This window comes from Parabacteroides sp. PFB2-10 (assembly GCF_029893085.1).
Classification (GTDB): Bacteria; Bacteroidota; Bacteroidia; order Bacteroidales; family Tannerellaceae; genus QVMG01.
In genome coordinates this window covers 19,419-43,729 of the sequence record NZ_JARXWI010000003.1, presented here as the reverse complement: position 1 = coordinate 43,729, position 24,311 = coordinate 19,419, and the positions used below count along the sequence as shown (strand labels likewise).

At 47.1% G+C, this 24,311-nt stretch carries 6 protein-coding genes and 1 pseudogene; 4 read left to right on the top strand and 3 right to left on the bottom strand.

The features are described from left to right. Window positions 1-60: 60 nt before the first annotated feature. The 3 genes and pseudogenes from M2137_RS03475 to M2137_RS03465 form a co-directional block, all read right to left on the bottom strand. A pseudogene (locus M2137_RS03475) lies at window positions 61-1,698 on the bottom strand (glycoside hydrolase 43 family protein); the annotation flags it as partial. Window positions 1,699-1,708: 10 nt separating this feature from the next. Next, window positions 1,709-2,938 carry a DUF4861 domain-containing protein gene (locus tag M2137_RS03470; RefSeq protein WP_280765076.1) on the bottom strand — a complete coding sequence of 410 codons (1,230 nt, stop codon included), beginning with the start codon at window positions 2,936-2,938 and terminating at the stop codon, window positions 1,709-1,711. Window positions 2,939-3,014: 76 nt separating this feature from the next. Beyond that, window positions 3,015-7,433: a two-component regulator propeller domain-containing protein gene (locus M2137_RS03465; protein WP_280765075.1), complete on the bottom strand. Its 4,419-nt coding sequence runs from the start codon at window positions 7,431-7,433 to the stop codon at window positions 3,015-3,017. 323 nt (window positions 7,434-7,756) lie between these two features. Between M2137_RS03465 and rarD the strand changes: the two genes are divergently transcribed. From rarD to M2137_RS03445, 4 genes are all read left to right on the top strand, one after another. Beyond that, window positions 7,757-8,686, top strand: a complete 930-nt coding sequence (gene rarD / locus M2137_RS03460; RefSeq protein WP_280765074.1) for an EamA family transporter RarD — start codon at window positions 7,757-7,759, stop codon at window positions 8,684-8,686. 379 nt (window positions 8,687-9,065) lie between these two features. After that, a complete protein-coding gene (locus tag M2137_RS03455; protein WP_280765073.1) occupies window positions 9,066-18,938 on the top strand; it encodes a LamG-like jellyroll fold domain-containing protein in 9,873 nt (3,290 codons plus the stop codon). Between the two features lie 75 nt (window positions 18,939-19,013). After that, a complete protein-coding gene (locus M2137_RS03450; RefSeq protein ID WP_280765072.1) occupies window positions 19,014-19,448 on the top strand; it encodes a hypothetical protein in 435 nt (144 codons plus the stop codon). A gap of 35 nt (window positions 19,449-19,483) precedes the next feature. Beyond that, window positions 19,484-24,280 (top strand): T9SS type A sorting domain-containing protein, encoded by a 4,797-nt coding sequence (locus M2137_RS03445; RefSeq protein WP_280765071.1) that lies wholly within the window; start codon window positions 19,484-19,486, stop codon window positions 24,278-24,280. The last annotated feature ends 31 nt before the right edge of the window (window positions 24,281-24,311 follow it).

Genomic DNA, 24,311 nt, shown 5'->3' with positions numbered 1-24,311 from the left:
GTCGGCGATGCGGATAGCATACGACAGGGCGTCGGTAGCCGCAGCCTTTTCTTCGTTCGGGGTGATGCGGAACCAGTCGACATCCGCCCATCCTCCATCGTTGGTCTCGATATTCGGACGGCTACAGAACATACCTACCTTGGCACCGATCCATTTTCCTTCGCGTGCCTGGAACGGAGCGCCCAGCGGTGTGTAATGGCGTCCGTTGGTGCTATAAGAGAATTGGCACTTTGCGTTGGCATCGAAGGTAACGCGCAGATTGATCCAGTCGCCCGATACCTTCACGCCTGCCTCCGCCGTCTCTTCGCGGCTTTCGTCGGCCTTGCGGCATACGACGGGGGAGAGCATAATGCCCTCGTTGGTGTTCTCCAGGACGATGCCCGCGTAGTCGCGACCCATCACGATCAGGCCGGTGCGCTCACCCTTGTATTTGTCGGAGGGTTGGAAGCGCAGGCGCATGGTGGCCGTAAAGGCGGGCGCCGGTGTTTTCTGCAACAGTAGGTTGGGCGCGTCCCAGAGGCTCTTCGCCGGGGCGGTAAGCGGGTAGGAGTAGAGGCGTATCTGGCTGTTGGCCGCGTCGGTAAAATACCATTTCGGATTCATATTGGCCTGCCATTGCCATTGGAGTCCCAGGCAGTTGGCGTCGAACTCGTCGCTCTCTTGCGGGGTGACTATCGGATAGGTTGCCCCGACGTCCGGTTTCTTATGACGCATGACCGGTTGTCCGCAGCCGTCACCGTCTTTATCTTCGCCAATAACCGGCCAGCCCTTTTTCCAGGCCATCGGTTGCAGGTGTACGATACGTCCGTAGGCGCCTACGTCCTGGAAGTGGATAAACCAGTTCTCTCCTTTGGGGGTATCCACCCAGGCGCCCTGATGTGGGCCGTTTACGACCGTTTTTCCTTGTGCCATGACGGTTTTGATCTCGTAAGGTCCGTAGGGATCGGTCGAACGAAGAGCTACCTGCCATCCGGTGGCCACGCCTCCTGCCGGTGCTAAGATATAGTAATAACCATCTTTCTTATGGAATTTAGCCCCTTCGATGGTCGGATGTTTCTCGTGTCCGTCGAAGATAATGCGGCTTTCGGTGATGGCTTGGGTAGCAGACGCGTTGAGTTCGCAGACCGCCAGTACGCTTTTCAGTCCTGCGCGGCTGCCGGCGTATGCATGTGCCAGATAGACCCGTCCGTCGTCGTCCCAGAGTGGCGAGGTGTCGATAATGCCTTTCCCGGCCTTTACCAGTACCGGCTCGCTCCAGGTACCCCGGATATCAGTTGCATAAGTCATAAAGGCGCCCTGGTCGGGATCGCCCCAGAAGATATAAAATACACCCTCGTGGTGGCGGATACAGGGTGCCCATATCCGGTTGCCATGCTGAGGTATCTCCGGTATCTCCGCCGGTTCCAAGGCGAATGGGATGGCGGCATGGATAATTGTCCAGTTCACCAGGTCTTTCGAATGCAGGATCTGCAAACCGGGAATGCAGTTAAAGCTGGAAGAGGTCATATAATAATCATCGCCTACCCGGATCACGTCGGGGTCGGAATAATCGGCATACAAGATAGGATTCCGGTAGGTGCCGTCTCCCTGATCGGCCGTCCAGACCGATGAGACATAGTTGTTTGACTGGGCATGTGCCGCCCAGCATCCCGCTATCAGCGACAGGCTTAATCCGAAACGGATAAAAAATCTTTTCATGATATATTCTTTATTTGATTGTTACTTCTACAGGATGTTGCAATTCCTCCTTCCAGCGGCGCACATGGGCAAACCATTCTTCGGGCGTTTTATAGCCGAAGGTCTCTTTCATAGAGGTGAAACTGATATGGTAGGTGAACGATTTTTCGCCTTTTGCCTGAAGGGTATAAAGCCAATTAGCTCCGTCGGCCGCCTTCTCTTGCACAATCTCTCGCGGCAGACAGGTGGCCAGCCCGACCGTTTCTTTGGCATATTTGATGGTGTCGTTCACCGGCCAGTCGGTACCCCAGCAGGCAACCAAGCCATTATCATCATAGAATGATTGCGAACCCTTGATATTCTGCACGCCTGCGCAGAAGATCTCTTCGCCCAACGGACGGTCGAAACAGACCTGCACCTCGCAGTCGCGGTGTCCGGCATAGAGGATATAACGTATCTTCATATTAAGGAACGAGCCCTGGTATTGCCAGTTGTCCACATCTACGTCGACTACCGTGCGCACCGGTCCACCGGCCAATACCGATTCTGTGCGCCATTCCACCGGTTCGATATGGAGTGCTTTCTTTCCGTTCCAACCCTTCAGGGCACCTAAACCGCCGCTGCCGCTTACCCGAAGCACATCGTCACCGAATCCCTCTGCCAGCTGTTCGTCGTTGGGATAGAACTGACAGGCTTCGATCTCCAATCCTTTATTGAATTTTCCGTAGATATCTACCGTCTGTTTCTGGTCGAAATAGATGCGATAGGCCACCAGCTCCGACTCGAAGGCCGGCCCGTGATGGTGCAAGAGGTTATAGACGTTGCTACTGCCGGGTATGGTCAGTGAGCGGATGGGTTGGTGTTTTCCGTTGTCGCCCCGCATAAGCATTTCGGCAAATACGCGGGAAGGGTAGGGGTTCTTGCTCTTTGTAGCGGAGAGATTGACCCACAAAAGGCGTGTACTCTGTGCCGGTATATCTGTCACGACGCATATTTGATCTGCAATGCCATCCTGATCGAGGTCGTCTATCTGCGAAGGAATCTTATTGTATCCATCTTTGACGAGAGCCGACTGCACGGGGAATGACAGGTTCAATGCGGCCAGATCGATCACCACCGGCGCGTCCGTGCGGTCCTCCTGCCAGTCATTACGAATCTCTACTTGGAGAGTATGCTCTTGTGCTTGCAAAGAGATCGAAGAAATAAAGAGAGCGATCCATGCCAATGCCGGATAACGCAAAAAGAATCGGTGTGTTTTCATAGAATTATTATGCTAATTAGCGAAACTATGCAAAATTAACCGAATCAACACGCCTGCGTGTGTATATTCTGACTATTTAGGTGTATTTTTTGTTTTCTTTATATTCGGTCGGGGTCATGCCGTATTTCTGCTTAAAGCACTTGCTGAAATAGCGCGGATCGTTGATTCCCACCATATAAGAGACCTGAGAAATGCTGTATTCGCCCGTTTCGATCAGTTCGGCTGCCCGTTTCACCCGCATCTCCCGGATGAATTCGATCGGCGCCAGTCCGGTCAATGCCTTCAATTTCTTGAAGAAGACCGAACGGCTCACGGCCAGTTCCTGCACGAGGTCTTCGACTACCAATTCGCCGTTGTCCATATTCTTTTCCATCAGTTCCACCAGTTTGTCGATAAACTTCCGGTCGTTGGGCGATATTTCCTCGTTGGTTACCGGCTTTTCTTCCTGCTCGCGGGTGACGGGCGTCGTGAGGTTTGTCCGGTAGAGTTCCTGCAGTTTCTTATGTTGCACCAACAGGTTTTCTACCCGCGCTTTCAGGTAGGCAGAGCTGAAGGGCTTGGTGATGTAGTCGTTTGCCCCGTATTCCATTCCTTCGAGCTTGCTCTCTAAGGTGGTCTTGGCTGTTAATAGGATGATAGGGATATGGCTGGTGGTTAGGTTCTCCCGCAGTTCGCGGGTCAATTCCAGACCATCCTTATCGGGCATCATCACATCGCTGATAATGATATCGGGCAGGAGATTGACCGCCTTCTCGATACCCTCTTTCCCATTTTTCGCTTCGGCGATGCGGAACGAGGAGACAAAGATGGTGCGTAGGAAGGCGCGTAGTTCGCTGTTGTCTTCGACCAATAGCATTATGCCTCGCGAAGCGTCGCCCTCTTCGCTGCTTGTCAAGGCGGTATCGCCCGTTGCCGGGAGGTCTTTTGCTTCATGTATATCTGACAAAACCGAGTCTTTCAATATAAACTCGACCGATTCGTCGTAATGATCTTTCCCTTTCAGGAAGGCGACTTCGAAGGTGCTGCCTTCGTTGAGCACCGAATCGACGGAGATGGTCGCCCCGTGCATTTCCACCAGCTCTTTCACTAAGGAGAGACCAATGCCCGAACTCGACTGGTTGAACAGGTTGCGGTCGACTAAGTTCTCGAAACGCACGAAGATGGATTCCTTTTTGCTGGCGGCAATACCTATGCCCTGGTCTTGCACGCCGATGGAGATGTGTTTCTCATTCTCCAATACATAGACCCGGATCATCTTACCGACCGGCGTATATTTGAAGGCATTCGAGAGTAGATTGAAAATGATCTTCTCCAGGTGATCGGCATCAGCCCACAGATAGAGTGCCTCTTTCTCCGATTCGAAGATGAAGTCGATCTGATGTTCGGTGGCCAACGCCTCGAAATTGTCCATGATCGTACGGATAAACGACTCCAGTTCGATCTGCTCGACCTTCATTTTCATCTTCTTGTTCTGTATCTTACGGAAGTCGAGGATCTGATTCACCAGACGCAGCATGCGGTCGGTATTCTTTTCCACTAATTGAAGCTGTTCGCGGGTCTCCGGTGCCAACGGATCGTTTTGCAGGATATGTTCGACCGGCCCGGCGATCAGTGTCAGTGGTGTGCGCAATTCGTGGGATATATTGGTGAAGAAGCGCAATTTGATATCTGATACTTGTTGCTCTACCGACACCTCATGTTTCAGGCGGTAGATGGTAAAGAGAATATAAACGGCAACAAAGATAATACCCAGGATCAATAACACATAGAGGACGTATGCCCAGGGTGTTTCCCAAAAGGAGGGCAGGATGGTGATTGGCAGTCCCCGGCTGTTATCGACCCATACTCCGTCGCTATTTGTCGAGCGTACTTTAAACACATAATCACCTTTCGGTAAATTGGTATAAGTCACCATGCGTTGTTTGTCCACAAACGACCATTCGTTGTCGAATCCTTCCATAATGTAGGCATAGCGGATGTTCTCCGGGGCTTTCATGTCCAATGCTGCGTATTGGATGGTCAGGATGTTCTCTCTGTGCGACAATTCCAATTCCGGAACATTGTCGAGGATTTGTTCCAGTATGTGCGATCGTCCGGGTCTGATCTCTTCATTGTTGATTTGCAAACGGGAAAATGAGATAGGTGGAATAAAAGAACTTTTGGCGATTGAACCGGGATCGAAGGTTAGCCAGCCACTTCGAGTACCGAATATCAGTCTTCCATCTCTTGTCTTCACAGAAGAAGCTTCGTTGAATCCGGCTCGTATATTGAGGCTTTTATCATTGTAGTTGTCTGCACTTTCATCCGTCGGGTTAAACTTACACAATCCGTTTTCCGTACTGATCCACAGGTTTTTTTCATCGTCTTCGCGAATGGAGAGCAAGACATTGCTCGGCAATCCATCTTCCATATCATAGCTTTCAAAATGAGCATTCCCCTTTTCGTCGACAGTGATCAATTTATTTAAACCGCCTCCAAAGGTGGCCAGGTATAGATTTTGGTCTGTATTTTCCGTAATCCAGTAGACATCATTATGGCTCAAGCTTTGCGTGTCGGATGGAATCCGCACATGATGATCGAAACGGATCTCTTCAGGATGAGTAAAGTCTTCGCGGAAAGAAATAGCGCCGGAGGTACTCCCTACCCAAATATAGCCTTTCGAGTCGCTCGTAACGAACCGAACCCGGTAGCAATCGTCGATCGGATAACCCTTGAGGTTGTTCTGGTGGTTGATGAAAACAACCGATCCGTCCTCCCGCTCTTCCATATAGTTCAGCCCACCACCGAAAGTGGCAATCCAGATCCGCCCATGGCTGTCTTCGTGGACGCAATAAATATTATCGTCACTCAGGCTATACAGGTTGTTCGGGTCAGAATGATATTGAGTGATTCGGTAACGCCCGTTTTCTTCTTGCGCCTTATAGAGTCCGTCGCCTTTGGTAGCGATCCAGATGTTTTCTTTCGAATCTTCGTAGATGTGATAAGCTACGCCGAGAGAGTGATTGCCGCTTTTCGAGAATGTCCCGTTCCGGGTGAGGCAACCCAGGAAGGTGCCATCTTTCTCATATACCCGGATCTTGCCATCGCGTAATCCCATCCATAAACGCTCATATTTGTCTTCGAAAAGCGAGCGCACATCATTGCTCAAAGATTCGTAAGTGAGCGAACTTGGTGATTGCAAGTGGAAGCGCTCTGTCGTAAACGTAACCTTCTCCAACCCTTTGGAATGGGTACACATCCAGAGGATGCCCTGGCGATCCGACATGGCGGCATGCACCTTGTTCGAAAAACGCCAATCGGAAGAACCCGGTTCGTTGTAGAAGGGTATCAACCGGTTCTTTTCCCGGTCGAAAAAAGAAAAGCCTCCATTGAAAGGATGTACCCAGAGGTTATCGTAAATGTCTTCGAAGATGAAAAATGCAGGCTGTGAACGATAGGCACTGCCGTCTTCCACTGCCAATACCTCCTGCTTGATTTGTCGAGTGAAGGGATTGAAATGGGTCACTCCCCGGGCATCTGCCAGATCGAACCACACCTCTTTCATTCGATCGACATAGACCGATAATATCTGGTTGCTCGGTAGGTCGCGGTGGGTCGCTGTTGTATAATGAACCGTATATTCTGACTGGGTATCATAGGTGTAGAATCCGTCTGTTCGAGTAGCAATTAACAGGTCTTTTTCCGAATAGGGATGGATAGAAATAATATCAGCCTCCGTGTCCAACTCCAGCAAACGGAAGCTTCGATTGTCTTTCTGATAGAGCCATACGCGACCTTTGCCTGATCCGAAATAGATATGTTTGTCTCCTTCCAGAAAGGCATAGAACGCTTGCTTTTGGCGGGTCTTTGAAGACTGGGTGTCAACAAAGTAGAGTACCGGCGAGAGGGAATCGGGATAAATGACACCTATCCCATTATCCGATAACAACCATTCGTTACCTTCGCTGTCCTGACGAACCGTATAGATCGCCATCGAAGGGAAAAGACCCGACTGAAGAGAATAAACCTCGGTGGTCAGTTCATGGCTCACCGGATCGGTGGTTACTCGGATAGCCCCCTCTTTCTCGGTTAGAAACCAGATATGGCGATCCAGGATGGTGATCGAATCGACCGAGGCGTAACTCTCTTTGCCTGAGGTGGGCACCTGTTGAAAGATCTCTGTGTGCGGATCGAAGCGGTAGACTTTCTTGTCGTAAGTCAGTGTCCAGATATAGCCATACTGGTCTTCGGCGATATGATCCACCCGGTTGTTGACCAGACGAATCGAATTGTCTCCGCTTGCTTTATAGGTCTTGAAGGTGTATCCGTCGAATTTATTGATCCCGTCCCATGTAGCAAACCACATAAAACCTTTATGATCTTCCATGATCTTCATGACCGAGTTTTGCGAGAGTCCTTCTTCCGATGAATAATGGGTGAAAGTAGGCTGCCACTGCGCGTAGACAGTGGTAATCAAGGCAAATAAAGAGCAAAAGAGAACAGGTAGTTTTCTCATGGCAATCCGTCTATGGCTTCACAGCACAATATTACACATTTTTACTCAAATAGCTATTATCTATTATCTACAACTTTTGCTCTTAGGAAGAAGAAGCGAAATATCAAATTGTCAAAATCGCGGGAGTTTTTTTCCGAAAACCCGGGAGTTTGGAGACAAACTCCCGGGAGAAACATTTTTTAACGTATCATTTTGTAAAGCAAAATGGCTGTTTTGCTATCAAAATGCTATTTTGAAGATTTGCTTTCCGTTGTGTGAATTTACCCTATCTTTGTTCCGGTTTATTACGAACAGAGAAGGATTTTAAAAGACAAATTGCGAGCATGAAATATAAACATAAAGCCGACGGCGGTTCCAATCACAAGAAGTTAAGCTATAATCAGGGAATTGTGTATGCCTTGGGGGCTTATATTGCCTGGGGTCTTTTTCCGGTTTTTTGGAAAGCAATAACGGGTGTACCGGCGGTCAATGTATTAGCTCATCGTATTGTATGGTCGTTTGTTTTTCTTCTTATCTGGGTATTGCTCACCAACCGGCAAACGTTTATCGATTATGTGAAGCAGCCGCGACTTTTGTTACGATTAGGGTTGGCAGGGTGCCTGATCAGTATCAACTGGGGCATATACATCTATGCGGTGGCGAGCGATCATATTGTTGAAGCAGGTTTGGGCTATTACATCAATCCGTTGGTGAATGTGTTTCTGGGATATGTATTTCTGAAAGAACGGCTGGCGACGATGCAGAAAATAGCGGTTGTACTGGCGCTTATCGGAGTGGTCTATTTCACCGTCAGCTATGGCCAGTTTCCCTGGATATCGCTCTTGCTTGCTGTTTCGTTCGGTTTGTATGGATTGCTGAAAAAGAAAGCGAATCTCGAATCGATGCCTGCATTAACGATAGAGACAATGATGGTTTTCCCGTTTGCTTTGGCCTTTTTATTCTATACGGCGGAGAGTGCTATGGCCATATCTTTCTTTCCTACGTCTGCTGTCACAAGCATCTTGTTAATATTAGGCGGCCTGGTTACGGCGATTCCGCTCTTTTGGTTTGGGAAATCTGCACAGGCAATCCCTTTATCGACCATGGGTTTTATTCAATACCTGAACCCGACGCTTCAACTGCTTCTTGGCATATTTGTCTACGGTGAAACCTTTGGTGTAGAATATGTTATTTGTTTTGCCTTTGTGTGGGCCGGGCTGATCTGTTATACTATCAGTATCCTAAAAGGCAAAAAGGTGAGAATAGCCAAGTGATAGACATTGCTTACCTCATGCCTTTTCAAGAAAGACACCATCCAGACATCATTCCTTTTTTCGCTTCGTTTAGTAAGCGAAATGAAATGTAAAGCAATGTCTCGATTGTTTGCTGTTTTGTGATAGATTAAAACCAAAAACAGGGGTAAAACTATCAATTCGTAGTTTTTTCAAAAAAATTATGTTACAAATCGTGATTTGTAACATTTATTTCTTTGTTTTCTCTTTTATTTGGTAAGATTTCGGCTAAAATAATTGTGTGTAAGATAGTGCATGAGAAAACACACATACTGGAAGAATGATTTTCAGCGAAGAACACGACCTAATATAATACTGACTGTTACAAAAAATAGAATACTAACTATTAATTAATCAATGTATGGAACAAGTTAACCATTTTTTCAAAAGAAGGGGTGGAGGATGTATGCGTACCCTCCATAAAGTGTGTGATGGTTACCACCAAAAACGAAAATGGTGGAAGCTGTTAGGATTGATATTGCTGCTTATGCTGCTGGGGATGCCCCAGGGGTGGGCAATAGGACCGAGAGTAGGAAAAGATTTTGAAGCTTCTATTGAGAATGTTAATAACGAATTGGGGTATATTACCCTAAAGATTCCGATCTATTCATCTCATGGAGAGGATGATAAGGCGGATGATGATTCTTATATCTCCTTAGGTAGTACAAGTGGGACAGTTATTTTTTATTTCGCTGCGGACGAAGGACCGCATGGAGGTGAAAATGGTCATGATTTTTATGAATACAAGATAAAAACGATGAATAAAAACAGCGGAAGAGTTCAGATACTAACCTATACTGGAAATAGCACATCTGAGACGGGAAGCTGGCAGTTCGTTAATACACCGGATGGTACATGGGCAAAAGCCTCTTATAAAGCGAAGAGTGAAAGGCATGATAATGATGGAGAGTGGGTTTCGAACGGGACACATAGTGTAGCCTATCTCTATGTACGGTATTACCCGAGTACATTCAATACTCAGAGCTATCATATGAGTATTGAAAGTACACAGATAGTAGCAGCAGGAGGATTAGGTACAAGAAGTAATACGTATACTCAATCGATCGGTTCTCGGGCTATTACCGGTATTTCGAATGCCTCATTGAGTCTAACCTCTTCATTTAGCCCGGGCGCAACACCTTTGGCCGTTCAACTAATGTCCAAGTTGACCAACAAACCAACTTATATCGGGAGAGTTAGTGTAGATGGAGGAAGTACAATAACCGATCTGAATACTTCTACAACAGTAGAAACGCCTATTACGAAAACGCTGAATGCCGGCAATTTTACAAAGTCGTCTACGCATGCTGTTTCCTATTACTGGGTGCAGGGGATTTCAGCACAATACGGGCCGTTACAGTGTGTGGCTGCGACTCATAACGTACCGGTTCCTGCTTTCCATCAGGCAGAACAAGGTAGTTTGAAAGGAACTTATAGTAGTACAACCGGAAATATTGCTTTGGAATGGACGGTCGATAGAACCGAACTTCCCAGTGGCATCTTTATAGATGGCGGGGAATTTGTGTTGGAACGTTCTCTTAATGCCGAGTTCAACGGAATCGATAAAACATATAGAATTAATTTCCATAAAGATTCCACGAAATATACCCTTGTTGATAATGTAGCGGATATATCACATAATTCTGCCTTCTACTACAGGGTATTACGAACACGCTCTGGTTGGGGTGCGAGCTCGACGGTGGAAGATTATTGGCCTGCCTACCGAACCGTCAAGGTGAATCTAACTGGCGGACAGGTGGCTCATAAAGCGATAAAAGAGGGTAGTGTAAAAGTAGCTCTGCAGGGGAACGGTGCGAAAATATCTTATCAACTGACCGATGGCTATTGGAGTTCGGGATCCTATTTAGAGATCAAGAAAACGAATACTACCACAAGTAGCTCACCGGAGACTATCTTGGTCAGGGATGTGGATAAGATCAATAGCGGTGTCTATATCGATGAACCGTTGGCCTCCTGTAATGCGTATACCTATACCTTTGAGATTATTCCGGGTGTAAGTGACTTTAAGCCGGCGGGTCCGGTGAAAGGGGATAAACCGGCGTTAATCCAGGATTTAGGAATTATTACGCAATTCAGCGCATCGAAAGGCTATTTTTCGGACAGGGTGGTTCTTCAGTGGACAACAGAAGGATCGTTTGATGAATTTGTGGTTCGGCGTGTGGAATATGGAACAACAGACACGACGCGTGTGGATGTTGTTGGGGCAACCATATATGACACCTATTCCTGGGACGACTCGAAAGGGATTGCCGGGGTGTATTATACCTATATCATTACCGGAATTATCCAATGCGATAATAAACCGACAGCCACAGGTGTGATGTCGGATATCGGTTTCCGGACGCCCACTGGTGAAATATTCGGGAAGGTGACTTACGAGAACGATCAGCCTGTGGAAGGGGTTGAAATTATGCTCGAGGCAAACAATATCGACCTGGGGCATAGTATGAAATTGAACGATAAAACCCTATTGTCGGTAAAAGATCTGCGTACAAAGATGTCGAATGACAGTCTGACCTTCCAAGCCTGGTTCAGGTATGACGGAGATAAACCGCTGAACCAGTCGCTGTTCTACTCCACGCAATATGAGGTGGGTTTTAACGGATCAGGAAATCTATTCTTCAAGGCTGGGAGCGGTGAAGGAAATATAGTAACGGCCAGCAATACATCCTTAGTGGCGAAAACATTCTATCATGTATCGGCTGTTAAAAGCGGATCGCTACTTTATCTGTATGTCAACGGGCAATCGGTTGCCTCCAAAACCATTACCTCTTCACTGACGGCGAAGCCCGATTCCGCTTTCTTCATAGGAAGTAGCGGCGAGAAGAAGCGTTTTATCGGCTATATAGATGAGGTGCGTTTATGGAACAGAGCGTTGCCGACCAGTGAGATCAAGCGTGACTATTCGCGCCTGCTGGTGGGCGATGAGAAAGAGCTGATTGCCTATTATCGCTTTGATGAGCAGATGGAAGATGCCTTCTATGATCTCTCTTTTGTGAAGACCAAGTACAATGAGAACCATGGGACGATAGGAGGTACCTATAATGGACTGAGATCTACAATTCTTCCTGCCGACCTCGGATTGAAAGGTATCACCGATCATAGTGGCTATTATTTTATAAATGGCGTGCCCTATATCGCCAATGGTACACAGTATCGGATTATCCCGAAAATGGGAGACCATCGTTTCTCTCCGACGGATATTACCCGAAATCTGAGTCCTCAGAATCCTTCGGCAGAAGCTACCTTTACCGATAAGTCATCCTTTATTGTATCGGGTATCATTCAGTATGAAAATACCGAGGTGCCTGTAGCGGATGTGAACTTCAGGATCGATGGTCTTTTAGTCGATGATGGCAAAGGCGGTTTGGCCAAATCAAATGCCAAGGGTGAATTCTCTATCTCTGTGCCGGTAGGCGTGCATACCGTTGTTGTAGAAAAAGCGGGACATGTCTTTAAGGCGGGCGGTAGAATATTGGATCCGGCTACTAACGAGGATATTGACTACCAGGAGAACCGGGCTACTATACAGTTATGGGATTCGACCAAGGTACGTCTGATCGGGCGTGTGGCCGGAGGAGCTGTGCAGGAAGCGTTGCCTGTAGGCCATTCGTTGTCGAAGAATAACCTGGGGGATGCTCCGTTTATCAAACTAAGCAGTAGAGATTATAATATACTGGCCAGCTTTGGAGGGAAGAATCCCCCTGATCCGCAAACCGTCTATGTGGAGCATCTTGTTCCATCCAACAAACAGGAAGAGAAGGCAAATGGCAAGTACGTGCCTGCCCGGACGAAGGTGGTTTATTCTCAAAAGGCTATTCATATTTATCCGGATGAGACGACAGGTGAATATTGTGTTGACCTGATTCCTTACCGTTTCAATATCGATTCCGTCTATGCTGTCGGACATGAAAATGTGATGAATTATAGTGCTTCGGTATTAGAGGTGCTCGACTTGCAAAGCAGCGTGAATGAAATGGCAGAAGCCTATGCCTATGTCGACTCCGTGACGGACGATAAGAACAGAGTCAGCTATACCAATTACAATGATACGGTGTTTTATCATCATAAGAAATCCTTTATCAAACGGGTACCGACCGAGATCGACTTTTTCCAGATAGATGCTTCCGGCAGCCGTGTGGCCTATATGGGTGAAGCGGAGGTCGAGTTCTCCAACCCGCTGGGTGATTCGTATACCATTCCGACCTATAGCAACGGGAACTACACTTTCCAGAGAAATGGCATTGGTATTCCGGTTTATCTGCAAGGGAATCGCTATGCCTATATGGCGCAGGCTTTTGAAGCCTATCGTTATAATGGATCGACCGATCCGAAAGAGTGGGATAAGGTGCCCTCGGTGGATGGAACTCTGCAGATTACCAATAAACTGGCTATAAGCGGATCTGTGAATATAAATATTCCGTTGGACAAAACCGGTTCCGCGCTTTATGTATTCGATGCCGGAGAACCGGATACGGGTGCAAATGGCACCAAGGATTTCTCGGCAGAGATAAAGCTTTCTAACAACCAGATTGATAAATGGACGTTTGAAGGCAAAACAGAAACGATGAACGCCTATATTATCGGTTCGCAATCCATGGGGAATAACTTTGTGACCAATGGACCCAATCAGTTGATTACCGTATTGCGTGACCCGCCGGGATCTAATAGTTATGCTTACCTGGAGAAGGGATCGGTTATCACCTCCACTACGACCCAAAAAGAGGGAGTGAAACAGTCCGGAGAAGAAGATATCAGGGCGGTGATGGGAGCAGACTATAAAGCGGCCGTCGGTACTCCTTTCTTTATGCAGGTGACGGAAATTAAAACGGATAACTCGATAGGAGGTATTGTTTCTCATGAAAAATCACACTTCGATGGGAATTCGACCACCAAACGATCTACCCTGGTGACCCGTTTTGAAACAAGCAGTGATCCGATGTATGTCGGACGTGACGGGGATGTATTGATTGGTAATTCCACGAATATCGTCTATGGCGTATGCGAGATACTCCTGATAATGGACGTCAACTCGGATGCCGCGAAGGATGGAGATGAAATAATTGCCACCTCTTACGATAATAAGTATAAATTAGTTAAAAGAAAGTCGTACAATACGGATGTTCAGTTCAATACGCTTTTTGCTCATCCGCAGATTCACATAGAAAACAAGTTGATACCTGATTTGGTAGACTTGAAGAACAATTTCCTGCATTATGGCGAGGAATGGACAAATGCAGCCGTTGTGCAGGCGTATGCGAATGCCAATAATGAGGCTGTCTATGTCTCTAAATTGGACCTGGATGATCCTTATTTCGGTTGCAGCAATAATGATGACGCGGCGTTTGGAGCGAAGTCGAATGGTGCTGTATTCCGTGCGGATGGACCGAGCTATAAGATCTATTTCCCGGAGAATATGCCGGAATCAGAAAAAACAGATACCATTTTTGCGCTGAACCAGTCGATTAATAACTGGTATAGTCTGTTGGCACAAAATGAAAAAGCTAAACTGAATGCCAATAGGCTGCATAATAATTATAGCTTCCATGCCGGTTCGCAGATCGAATACTCCGAGGAATATGCTTACGAAACGGCAACCACCTATGAATATGAATATTTTGTAGGGGCAGCTGCAGTTGTGGAATTGGGCTTCCTGTTTAACGGTTTTGGCTTCAAAACCACTTTCCAGGAAGGTGGCTATGAACAGGAAATGGAAGAATCCTCCGAGTCAGAAGAGAACACCCGCTTAGAGGGCTTCGTTCTTTCGGAAGAGGGTGACGATGATTATCTCTCGGTAGATGTCTACTATGAAGCCAGTGAAACGATGAATTACGAAAGTACAGGAAGCGAAGGACTGGATGAGATGCTTAAGGGACCTTTTGTGTATCGTACAAGAGGAGGTGTAACTTCCTGTCCGTATGAAGGGGCACGTTTGACGAAATACTACCAACCGGGAACGCTTTTGGATGAGGCGACCATACAGTTGGAAGTACCTATACTGAAAGTTGAACCGACCACGGTGGCCAATGTGCCGCTGACACGCCCGGCTGTATTCCGACTGACGTTGGAAAATCAGTCTTATGCGCAAGAGGACTCCTATTATACGCTGCAGGTAGTTGACGGAACCAACCCCAATGGAGCGAAATTATCGATAGACGGACAGGCGTTCACAAATACAGGGCGTACCTTCCTGGTTCCTTATGGCGAACCGGTGCAGAAAACACTGGAAGTACGTGCGGGGGCTGACTCCGTTGCCTATAAGGATCTCAAGTTGGTGCTGCGCTCCCAATGCCAGTATGATCCGACCGGATTCCAGGAAACGATAGGGGATACGATTACTATATCGGCCTATTTCATCGCCGGATGTTCGGATATAAACATACACGTTCCGCTGGAAAACTTTGTTGTCAATACACAGTCAGAATACTTGGATGGCGTTTATCGTTTACCGGTGATCCTCGATGGGTATGACCCCAACAATATGTCTCTATTGCGTATTGAGCTTCAGATGAAACAGGAAGACGAGTCGCAATGGCAGATCATGCATTCCTTCCATGCCGACTCAGCGAATGTGTTAAACGAAAGAACAGAGTCGTTCTTCGATCGGACAAAAGCGAGAATTGAATATAGCCTGCCGATGGAACGCTATGATTCACGCTATCAATTGCGTGCCGTGACCTATTGTTATGACGCGGGTGAAGAGATACCTACCTCTTCCACTATCATTACCGGGACAAAAGATACGGAGCGTCCGAAGCTCTTTGGTAGTGCGCAACCGGCCAATGGCATACTCGATGCGGAAGGCAATATCCAGCTGACATTTAATGAAGCGATTAAAGAAGGCGCTCTCACACGCAATAACTTCCAAGTGAAAGGCATCAAGAACGGTTCGAACACCACACATAATGCTTCTGTTGTATTTGACGGAACCAATGATTATGTGGCAACGGAGGTCGAACGTAACCTGGTGGATAAAGACCTGACGATAGAAATGTGGGTATACCGGGCAACCGGAAGTGGCGCGGGTACGCTGTTTAGCTTTGGTAAGCAAAACAAAGCGCTCGATTTCGGATTCGATGCCAATGATCGTCTGACAGTACAGTACAACGGCACGACGGTGACCAGTGATCCATTACCGATCCAACCGGGCACACAGTGGGCTCATGTCGCTATGGTCTATGAAACGAAAACGGGCTCGGTGGCTCTCTTCTATAACTCAACCAATGTACTTACCTTCCGGCCTATCGGGCTGATCGATGTTGTTGGGCATTTTGAATTCGGAAGAAGTGTACGGGGTAGCGGTTATTTTGCCGGAAAGATACATGAATTGCGTGTATGGAACAGGCAACTTACGGCAGGTGAACTGCAAGTCAACCGGTTGAAAATCTATTCAGGAAGCGAAAGTGATTTGTTGGGTTATTATCCGATGTCGGAATGTAAAGGCAATGTGGTCTTTGACAAATCGATGGGAGCAAACGGTGCATTGTATGCCGAGTGGAGTACCCGGGACAGCAGAGCCGCTTCTTTCGATGGTAATGCAATCATCACTATTCCTACGGTGGAGATGAGAGATGAAATGGATTATACGATTGAACTCTGGTTTAATGCCGAACCCAGACAGAGCAATACCACGTTGATCAGCAACGAGGTGCAGCAGACTGCCAACCTGCCGGGTCTTAACAATAAACAACGCTTCTTCCTCGGATTCAATGAAAACGGAAAGTTACTCTTCCGAAGTAATACACATGAAGTTATCATTGAAAACAAGGATAAGACCGATTACCGCGATAATAACTGGCACCATATAGCAATAAGCGTCAACCGCGTTACCCGTCGTATGGAAGCCTTTGTTGATGGTGTATTGATCGCACAATTCAGTTCGAATGATATAGAAGGAATGAGCGCAGATGCAATCTCTATCGGGGCTATCCGTGAATTGAATAATACAACGGTAACCAATCTCCTAAAGGGCTTTAAAGGTCGCCTGGATGAGGTGCGTTTCTGGAATAGCGCGTTGACAGAAGATGTTCTTGTCAATAATAATAATGTCCGTCTTATCGGAGACGAGATGGGATTGATTGCTTATTACCCGTTTGAGGAGTATATAACCGTAGATGGTATCACCTCGTTGAGATACACTTTAGCCAACCAGGCAATTAACGACGAGGCGCAAGGCCAGCAGGGTGTCGCAACCGATGCGAAAGAGACTGCCCAGGCTGCTCCGATAAAAGACCGTGGACCAATCGAAAACATAGCTTATAGTTATGTGGTAAGCGATAAATCAATGATCATCTATCTGGAAGAGGATATGGATGTGATTGAAAAGTCTACCGTTACCTTCTCCGTAAGGGCGGTGCAGGATATGTTTGGCAACGAAATATTGTCGCCAATCATCTGGAGTGCTTATATCGACAGGAATCTATTGAGATGGGATGAAGATGAGATTACGTTGCGTAAAAACGAATATGCTCCATTGGAATTCGAAGTAGATATTGTCAATACAGGCGGTATGACCGAACGTTTCACTATCGAGAATCTGCCGTTATGGCTGACTGCCTCGCCGATGAACGGATCTGTCGGGCCAAAGGCTAAGCAGACGATCAAGTTTGTGATCAACGAAGGGGTAAATGTAGGCCGCTACAGCGAAATCATTTACATGAAGAACAGCAAGAACGTATCCGAGCAGTTAGCCTTGAATCTGATTGTGGGTGGCGACGTGCCCGACTGGCGTGTGAACCCGGGCGACTACGAACAAAATATGTCGGTATTCGGTAAGTTGCGCATCGACGGTGTCTTCTCCAATGATAAGGAAGATATGATAGCTGCCTTTATTGACGGGAAATGTGTCGGTGTCGTAAACAATACCTATCAGTCGAAAACAAATACCTGGTATGCCTTCCTGACTGTCTATGGCAATAAGGAACATGCGGATACCGAGATAGAGTTCCGAATCTGGGATTCAAGCATCGGAAAGACATATGCGGCAACAACCACGCAAAGCGTACGCTTCCGCAATGAAACCATAGCCGGAACGTCTGAAAACCCATTGATATTCGATACAAGTGATCTGGTATTCCAGAATATGAAACTGAATCAGGGTTGGAACTGGATATCCTTCCAGGTGAATAACAACCGTTTGGATGACGTGACCTATGTATTACAGAACGCGACATGGAACAGTTCGGATATTGTCAAAGACGGAAACAACTTCGACTCTTATTCCACGACGGCAAAGGCCTGGGCGGGAACGCTTAGCCAGAACGGAGGATTCAATAATACCTCGCTCTATATGCTTAAGTCGTCGGCTGCACAAGTATTGAGTGTAAACGGTCGTTTGGTAGATCCGAAGACAACACCTATTGCCGTAAAGGGTAGTAACCGATGGAACTATATCAGTTACCTGCCTGCCGCCAATATGAGTGTCGACGAAGCATTGGCTGATTATCCGGCTCAGTCGGGAGATGTGATCAAATCACAGGAGGGCTTTGCTATGTATGATGGCTATGCCTGGATTGGCAATCTCGCTTACCTGGAGCCCTATAAGGGATATATGCTATTGCGTACGGCCTCCAATGACGTAAGCTTCCATTATCCAACGGTGAGCGGTTCGTTGTCGACCAAAGCCGGATTGGCTGCGAACGACTTTGTCTATCAGAACTACGATCATGCTAACAACATGACCCTGACAGCGGTTATCGATAAAGACTTCGATCTGCGTAGTGGCGACCGTGTGATTGCTTTGGTAGATAACGAGGTGAGAGGTATGAGTGAAGTGACCCACAGTCAGCTCAATGAGTTGCATTTTATCAATATCGTATCCGATGAACCGGGGCTTGTACGGTTTGCGGTAGAGCGCAACGGGCAGCGAATTGCTACGGCCAATACGAAGTTCGATTACAGTATGAACCGCGTGGCCGGTTCTCTGAGCGAACCTCTCGAGCTTGATTTCTCCGGGCGTAAATCGATTTCTCTCTATCCGAATCCGTTCACAACGGTATTGTATATTGATTTCACACTGGAACAACCGGGTGCGGTAGAGATTATTGTAAACGATATGACGGGACGTCTGATCCGCAAATGGGATAAGATGACTTACGGTGAAGGCAACCATGTTGTCGAATGGCATAGCCAGGCGCAAATCGCCGGTATCTATCTGGTAACAGTGATTGTGGATGGCGAAATCTCTTCACATAAAGTAATCAAGGCAAACTAATACGAACCTTCGGGGAAGAAGGCAGGTTGCTATCGGCAACCTGCTCTTCGTACCCTTCTTAATACTGAAAAAAATATGAAAAAGAGTATATCCATACTAATAGTGCTATTGGGATTCTCCCTTTTTAGCGCATGCGATAAAGAAGATTTCACGCAGCCCGCGCCGACCAATTGGCAGGTGAGCGAATCGGAAAGCTTTAACACCACCATGACCGCTATCGTTGTTTTGCCGGATAACCTGTTGAAGCAGGCGCAGGATAATGATCAAATGGCTGCCTTTATGGGAGAAGAATGCCGGGGAAAAGGCGAACTGGTGAAAGTAGGCGAACAGCGTTTCTACTTCATTACGATCAAAGGATTCTCGGATGAACAGGGCAAAATTGCCTTTAAATACTATAATAGTGGCAACTCGAATATGTATGCCACGGAGGCGATACTGACATTTGAACCGGATGGTGACTGGGGAAGCTTAGACAATCCGAAGATATTGGATCTGAAAGGGGTTAAGTGATCAGCAAGATGAACAGAAACAAAAAACGTATTCACATGAAAAAAATAATAGTATCAATAGTTATTCTCCTGTTGGCTTTCCGGGTGGGAGCACAGGGGCAATATGAATTCTCCGGAGGTACGGGCACTGCAGACGATCCCTATCTTATTACTACAGTGGAAGACTTAGATGCCGTCCGTGACTTTCTGCGTTCGAATTATCATTTCCGACTCTATTCTGATATTGATCTGACGGGGTATATTGCCTCAACTGGCTGGGCACCGATCGGGAGATACAATGAAACCAATGACTTGACATCGTCGTCTGATACAATTTATTCCTTTAATGGCACCTTCAATGGAGGAGGAAAAACGATTAAAGGACTTTGGATCGGCGATGGGGAGGAAGTCAGTGTCTGTAACGGACTTTTCGGTTATTCGAACGGAACGATCAAGAATCTATCTGTGGAGTTGTCATCAGATAAACCCATCCTGGGCGATACCATTTCAGGTGGTATAGTCGGTTGGAATGACGGAAATATTGATAGCTGTCTGGTTGTTGGCGGTACGGTGACTGCCGATACCATTGCCGGAGGCATAGCCGGGATGAATACCGGAACGATCACCTATTGTATCTCGACGGCTGCCGTGCAAGGGTCGGAAGAAGATGATAGCGAAGATGCCGGGGTATTGGTGGGGTATAATGCTGGAGGTGGAACAATAACCTCCTCTTATTATCTAAGCGCAGACGAAGGGCCAACCGCTGTAGGAAATGCAGCGGATGATATTACCCATACAAAGGCGGCTACGTTAACTGCTTTAAAATTGAAAGATACCTATTCCTGGGACTTCAAAGACACCTGGTGTATCGAAGAGGGTGCTACCTTCCCCCGTTTGCAGAATTATGTGTTTTATGCAGGTGATGGAAGCGAAGATTCTCCGTATGAAATCTATTCACCGGATGACCTGGCGGCATTGCGGTTATTCCTGGGAACGGATTATAATGATTATCATTTTATCTTAGGGAATGATATTGAACTTAGTGGAAACTGGATCGCTATCGGGAAAGATGATGTTAAATATACATTTAATGGCTCTTTTGACGGAGCGGGTTATACAATCTCAGGACTAAAGATTGCTGCACCAACGCTTTTAGACCAAGGTTTGTTTGGTACAACTGGAAATACAAACGCAGTCTTTCAAAATATCCAATTGGAATTGGCTGAAGTGGGTATCATCGGATCGGGTAGAACTGGGGCTTTGATAGGTTATTCTAAGGCTACTATCAAAAACTGTAAGGTAACCGGAGGAAAAGTTCAAGGGGGGAATTATGTCGGAGGTCTGATTGGTTGGCAAAATGGTGGTTCTATCACCTCTTCGGTAGCTAAAACGGATGTTGTAGGTGATGCTTTCGTTGGCGGTTTGGTAGGACGGGCGGATGAAGGCTGTATAATCAGTCAAAGTTTTGCCCAAGGAACAGTCATAGGCAGTACAGGAACTGCCGGTGGCTTAGTGGGTACTCTGAAAGGTAGTATCGAGTATTGTTATGCTACCGGGGATGTGACATATGGATCGCATGCCGGAGGGTTAGCTGGATATTTAGTTATGGGTTCTTCGATTACTAATAGCTATGCCTATGGAAAAGTGTCTGGTGCAACTACTAATAATGGCATTGCCGAAGGCACTGGAATAACTTCTTCCTACTTCAAAAAAGATACAGATTGGAATACAAATGTACTTGGAGATGGTGGAAAATCAGCCGCGGAAATGAAAACAGCAGAAACCTTTGACGGTTGGTTCTCTGCTGATCCTCCCGTCTGGAAGATTATCGAAGGCTTCTCTTACCCCTATTTATTGGATGAAGAGATCCTGATGGATGGTGGAACGGCAACAGATCCGATCCTGATTCCAACCGAAGCGGCGTTAGCCAATGTGGGTTATTTTGTAGGAGAATCCTACGCCGATATGCACTTTAAGGTAACCGCTGATATTCCTTTGACGAAGAGCTGGAGCTCCATTGGTCATACGCTGCTTCCTTTTGAAGGGAAATTTGATGGTAACAGTCATATCATTTCCGGATTATCGATCAATAATACGGCTGCAAACCAGGGATTGTTTGGCTATATCGGCACAGAGGGTGAGGTGAAAGGCCTAACCGTTCAGGTTCATACTAATGGCATCATTGGAGGAGATAATTTCGGAGCATTGGCCGGTACTAACGAAGGATTGATCGAAAAATGCCGCGTGATCGGTACCGGTTTGGTGTCGGGAACAGCCAATGTTGGTGGAGTGGCCGGGTATAATACCGGTACAATCAAGGAAACATTCTCTGTTGTTCCCGTAGAAGCCACGCGCGTAAACAGTATCGCCGGCGGATTGGTCGGGGTTACATCGGGAACCCTGTCGCATACCTACGCGACGGGCGATGTGGCGGCTAATTATACCGGCGGCTTAGCCGGGGCACAATATGGCGGAACCATCACCTATTCCTACGCGACAGGTGCTGTGAGTGGTACCTATGCCGGCGGTTTGGTCGGTACACGCTCGGATGGTTCGATCTCGAATGCATTCTTCGATACATGGACAACAGGCAAAAGCCTCGCTGTGGGTGAAGGGACGGCCTATTCTTCAGGAACTAAAACGACGCTCGATCTGTTGACAGCCAGCACTTTTGATGCCTGGAAAACCCAAAATACTAATTGGACGTTCAGTTATGGTGAAGGTGAGGATGCGACAGCTGTCTATCCCTATTTCTCCTGGCAGAAGGGAACTGTGGCAAATAAATTAAGTGATGTGTTTGCATTAACCAATTATACATACAGCTATGGTGGTGCAAGCTCAGACGATGTGCCCGATGAAAGGCCTCTTTCCGTGTATGGCAAAGCAACAGCTATCACCCTCTCGGCTACAGCGTCCGAAGGGGTGCAAAAGCGCATCGTTTCACCGACCCTGGCAGAGGTGGGGAAAACCTATTATGGTGTATTCCTGGGCACCTCCCAGAGTGGAATAACACGACCCGATACGCTCTCTATCGTGCGCGACCTGACCACATACACCGTGCAACTCACGCAGCCCGATTTGGATGCTATTGTGTTGACGGGCACTCTCACCTTCGGCCAAGATTCGGTGATTGCCAAAGACGATACCTTTACCTTTGCCTTCCGCCTTGCCGAAGGATATGAGAAATATTTTGTAGAGGTGTCATCGGGAACGGGTGAGGCGAAGAATGTTTTAGAACCGGTTTCCATAAAAGATGGGCTTCACACCTACGCCTTTACGGTTACCTGCGATTCTGTTCTGAACTTTGCGCTAACCCCGGGCTATGCCGTGACCATTGAAGCGCCTGAAGAGGGTATCACCTTCATCAGCGGAGATACGGTCAATATTGTTATGGTCGATAGTGCTTTCACCTTCCGTTTTGCTTATGCTGAGGGCTATTCGGCTTCAACCCATGCGCTTGCCGTGACGACGGGTGAAACCATATTGGAACCCGACCTGGATGAAGGAGTTTATTCCTTTACACTGGATAAGGTCGAGTCGGATACCACCGTCACGATTTCTCTGACATTTATTGACTATGTGACCGTCACAATCAATGCGCAGGAAGGAGTCATTCTGGAGAATGTCAAGAGGACAAACGAAGTGGTGCAAGGAGAGCATTTTTCATTTTATGTCATCTTGGATGATAGCTATGACTTTTCGAATCATACGATGAGGGCGACTGTCGAAGAAACACCCTTGACCCTCTCCATGCAGGATGGAAAATATTTTGTTGATTTGGGTGAGGTCAATGAGGATGTGGATGTGGCAATTAATATGATCCCCAAAGAAGAACAGGTGGATCCGATTTACCAAACCGTCACCATCGAGGTGAATCAGGCGAATGGTATTGTGTTGGAAACAGGAATAGCCTATTCAAACCAGGTAGTAAAAGGGGAAGAGTTTGTGTTGCAGTTTACCTTAGCAGAGGCCTTTAAGTCGTATGGCGTGGAGGTGCGTACGTTTACCAATCGTCTCATCCACCAGCTCAGCGAAGGTGTCTATTCTGTTACGATTTCGGCTATAGACACGGATTTGGCCATTTATGTGCTCTTGAGTGAACCGGAGCCGGAGGTAAAAGATCCGGTCTATCATACGGTCACCATCAATGCGGCTCTGGGAATTAAACTGCAAGGCACACTGCCGATCTGCCAGGCAATCGAAGGAAAACCATTCTCTTTCCAATTTACTGTCGATGAACGCTACATGAGTGGAAAGACGGTATTTGTGAAAGCCGGATCAGCTCAACATTATCCTTTATTGGAAGATGGCGTTTATACGGTGACTATCTCACGGATCACCGGTAACTTGAGCATCCAGGTGAGTCTGGTAGAAGAGGTGTTCAGCGAAGATATGTTTAAGGTGAATATCGTATTCCCCTTGGGCATTGAGCTGCTGAGTGGTTCCCATAGCATGGATGTGGCGGATGGAAAGTCCTGTACGTTTAGCTTCCGGCTTTTCCCGGATTATACACACCTTGCTCCGGTCGTGAAATCGGGTGATATTACCCTGAAACCAACCTTGGATGGCGGAGTGTATACGGTTGTCATCTCTCAGGTACGTGCTAATATGACTTTTGAAGTTACCCTGGAAGATGGAGTGTCTAACGAGAAACTGAACGACCAACTGCAGATAACCCCCGGAACAGGTTGCCTGATGATCGGATCGCCCCAGCGGGTGCCGGTTTATATCTATGAAGTTTCCGGACGTATGGTGGCTCAGCGCGAAATAGAAGGCGAAGAGATCATCACACTGCCTGCCGGATTCTATATTGTCAGAAGCAATACAACGGTGAAGAAAGTGATGGTTAGATAAACGGCTATTTATAGTCTCCTATAGTGAATAC